Here is a 2,666-nt window from a genome sequence, read left to right as displayed (position 1 = left end):
GCCCAGCAGCGCGGGGCCGACGTCCCCGTCGGCCCCGCGCTGCTGGGCCGCGTCGTCGACGCGCTCGGCAACCCCCTCGACGGCGGCCCCCCGCTGCACGCCGCACCGCGGATGCCCCTGCACGCCAGCCCGCCGCCCGCGCTGACCCGCGGTCGCGTCGCGAGCCCGCTGGGGCTCGGCGTGCGGGCGCTGGACACCCTGGTGCCCGCCGGGCGCGGGCAGCGCTTCGGCATCTTCGCCGGCTCCGGCGTCGGCAAGTCCTCGCTGCTGTCGATGATCGCCCGCGGCACCTCCGCCGACGTCTCCGTCCTCGCCCTCGTCGGCGAGCGCGGCCGGGAGGTGCGCGAGTTCCTCGAGGACGACCTGGGCCCCGAGGGCCTGGCCCGCTCCGTCGTCGTCGTCGCCACCAGCGACGAGGCGCCGGTGCTGCGCCTGCGCGCCTCGCTGACCGCCACCGCGATCGCCGAGTCCTTCCGCGACCTGGGCGCCGACTGCGTGCTCATGATGGACTCCCTGACCCGCGTGGCCATGGCCCAGCGCGAGATCGGGCTCTCCGTCGGCGAGCCGCCGGCCACCCGCGGCTACCCGCCGAGCGTCTTCGCGCTCATGCCGCGGCTGCTGGAGCGCGCCGGGCCCGGCGTCACCGGCTCGATCACCGGCATCTACACCGTGCTGGTGGACGGCGACGACCACAACGAGCCGATCGCCGACTCCGCCCGCTCGATCCTGGACGGCCACGTCGTGCTGGACCGCCGGCTGGCCACGGCCGGGCACTTCCCGACCATCGACGTGCTGGAGTCGGTCTCCCGCGTCGCCGGCCGGGTCACCACGCCCGAGCAGAAGGCCGCCGCCACCGCGCTGCGGCGCGTGCTGGCCGCGCACCGCGACGCCAAGGAGCTCATCGACGTCGGCGCCTACCAGCCCGGGGCCAACCCCGAGGTCGACGCCGCGGTCGCGGGGCTGCCCGCCATCAACGAGTTCCTGCGACAGGACATCCACGACATCACCCCCGCCGCGCAGGCGTGGGCCCGGCTCACGCAGCTGGTCGCGACACTGGGAGGTGCACGGTGAGCGCCAAGTCGAGCGCCAAGGCGCTGCTGGCGCTGCTGAAGCTGCGCCGCGTGCAGCAGGAGCAGGCCAAGGTGGACCTCGCGGCCGCCAACGCGGTGCTGCGCAACGAGAACCGCCGCGCGGCCCGCGTCCAGCGCGAGCTCGGCGAGGCGCACCTGTCCGACGAGACGATGGCCGCCTGGACCGCGGCCGTGGCCCGCCGCTCCGCCCTCGTCGCCGACCTCGACGCCACCCGCGCGCTCGTGAGCCGCGCCGAGGCCGACCTGGGCGTCAAGCAGGCCGCCTGGGCCCGCGCCCGGCGCGCCGAGCGCTCCCTGGAGCGCGTCGTGGAGCGCCACGAGCTCGCCCAGGAGCAGGCGGCGCTGGCCGCCGACCAGAAGGCCCTCGACGACCGCACGGTCGCCGAGTTCGCCGCCCGCGCCCGCCGGCGCGCCGAGGTGGAGGGGGAGGCGCCGTGAGCGGCATCGCGGAGGTGCAGGCGCGCATCGCTGACATCGAGGCGCGCATCGCCCAGTTCACCGGCACGCTGCCCGCCGCCGCGCAGGGCACCGCCGTCAAGCCCTCCGGCGCCGCCGGCGCCACCGCCACGACCGCCGGCACCGCCAGCGGCTTCGCGGACCTGCTCTCCAGCTCGGCCGCCACGTCGGGGAAGGTCGCCCGCGGCACCCGCGCCCTCAGCGCCACCCCCGCGCTGGCCGTCCCGGCCGTCGGGTCGAGCACGGGGGAGCGGCTGCTCGCCGTCGCCAAGCAGTACACGGGCGTCCCCTACAAGTGGGGCGGGACCACCCCGGCCGGCTTCGACTGCTCCGGGCTCATCCAGTTCTCCGCCCAGCAGCTGGGGATCTCGCTGCCGCGCACCGCCGCCCAGCAGGCGAAGGTCGGCACCGCGGTGCCGGGCCTCGCGCAGGCGAAGGCCGGCGACCTCGTCGTCCTGGAGGGCGGCTCCCACATCGGCATCTACGTCGGCGACGGCAAGATGCTGCACGCTCCGAAGACGGGTGACGTCGTGAAGATCTCCAAGGTCTGGGAGACCCCCATGACCATCCGCCGCCTCGGCGCCACCGCCGCCACGGCCGCCGCCGGCGCGGGGCTGGCCGCGGGCCTGCTGGTGGGCACCGCCGGCGCGGGCGCCGCCGACCCCTCCAGCTACGTGCGGCCCGCCTCGCTGTCGGCGACCACCTCGAAGTCGGCGCCCTACGAGGCCGCCTTCGCCGCCGCCGAGCAGAAGTACGGCCTGCCGGCCGGGCTGCTGCGGGCCGTGGCCAAGCAGGAGTCCGGGTTCAACCCGAACGCCAAGAGCCCCGCCGGCGCCACCGGCCTCATGCAGTTCATGCCGGCCACCGCCCGGAGCATGGGCATCGACCCGAGCGACCCCTTCCAGGCCATTGACGCCGCCGGGAAGTACCTGTCGCAGAACCTGAAGACCTTCGGCTCGGTCCCGCTGGCGCTGGCCGCCTACAACGCCGGGCCCGGCAACGTCCGCAAGCACGGCGGCATCCCGCCGTTCCGCGAGACCCAGGACTACGTCCAGAAGATCACCGCCAACCTCGGGAGCGCCGCGTGAGCACCCACCTGTCCGTGACGACGCTCCCCGT

The 2,666-nt window shown here is 76.1% G+C and carries 3 protein-coding genes; all 3 read left to right on the top strand.

Going from position 1 to position 2,666, the window contains the following annotated elements; translation table 11 throughout:
• Nucleotides 1-1,071: FliI/YscN family ATPase (locus tag GTQ99_RS21995; RefSeq protein WP_166617819.1), on the top strand; the 1,071-nt coding region annotated here is incomplete at its 5' end.
• Complete coding sequence (locus GTQ99_RS25660; RefSeq protein ID WP_166617818.1) at nucleotides 1,068-1,529, top strand: hypothetical protein; 462 nt, start codon at nucleotides 1,068-1,070, stop codon at nucleotides 1,527-1,529. The genes GTQ99_RS21995 and GTQ99_RS25660, both read left to right, overlap by 4 nt.
• Nucleotides 1,526-2,635 carry a transglycosylase SLT domain-containing protein gene (locus GTQ99_RS26425; RefSeq protein ID WP_166617817.1) on the top strand — a complete coding sequence of 370 codons (1,110 nt, stop codon included), beginning with the start codon at nucleotides 1,526-1,528 and terminating at the stop codon, nucleotides 2,633-2,635. Before GTQ99_RS25660 ends, GTQ99_RS26425 begins: the two co-directional genes overlap by 4 nt.
• Nucleotides 2,636-2,666 lie beyond the last annotated feature (31 nt).

Origin of the sequence: Kineococcus vitellinus (assembly GCF_009906315.1) — a bacterium.
GTDB classification, from domain to species: Bacteria; Actinomycetota; Actinomycetes; order Actinomycetales; family Kineococcaceae; genus Kineococcus; species Kineococcus vitellinus.
The sequence above is the reverse complement of the archived record's forward strand: the minus strand, read 5'-3'. Positions and strand labels throughout refer to the sequence as shown.